The sequence below is a fragment of the Mesorhizobium sp. M7A.F.Ca.MR.148.00.0.0 genome, assembly GCF_003997735.1.
Lineage (GTDB): Bacteria > Pseudomonadota > Alphaproteobacteria > Rhizobiales > Rhizobiaceae > Mesorhizobium.
This window is the reverse complement of sequence record NZ_RZTB01000378.1, coordinates 291-537: the sequence shown is the minus strand read 5'-3', so window position 1 is coordinate 537 and position 247 is coordinate 291. Positions and strand designations below refer to the sequence as shown.

Here is a 247-nt window from a genome sequence, read left to right as displayed (position 1 = left end):
CGGTGACACGGACAGTGCCGAGCGGGACAGCGAAGGGCAGTTCGGGAACGTCGAGCTCGAGCTCGACCTCGCCGATGCGGATCTCGCCGACAAAGGGATGGTTGCGGGCATAGCCGCGCTGGGTGGAATAGCCGAGCGCCAGCAAAAACCCCTCATCGCCGCGCGACAGCGCCTGCAGCCGGATGTCGCGCGCCATTGGGAATTCCAGCGGCTCGCGGGTGATGTCGCCGGGGACATGGTCCTGCGG

At 67.6% G+C, this 247-nt stretch carries 1 protein-coding gene; it reads right to left on the bottom strand.

The genetic code is table 11. The features are described from left to right. The coding region (locus EOB49_RS38395) for a carbon-phosphorus lyase complex subunit PhnI (protein WP_245472998.1) at positions 1 to 247 on the bottom strand (247 nt) is incomplete at both ends.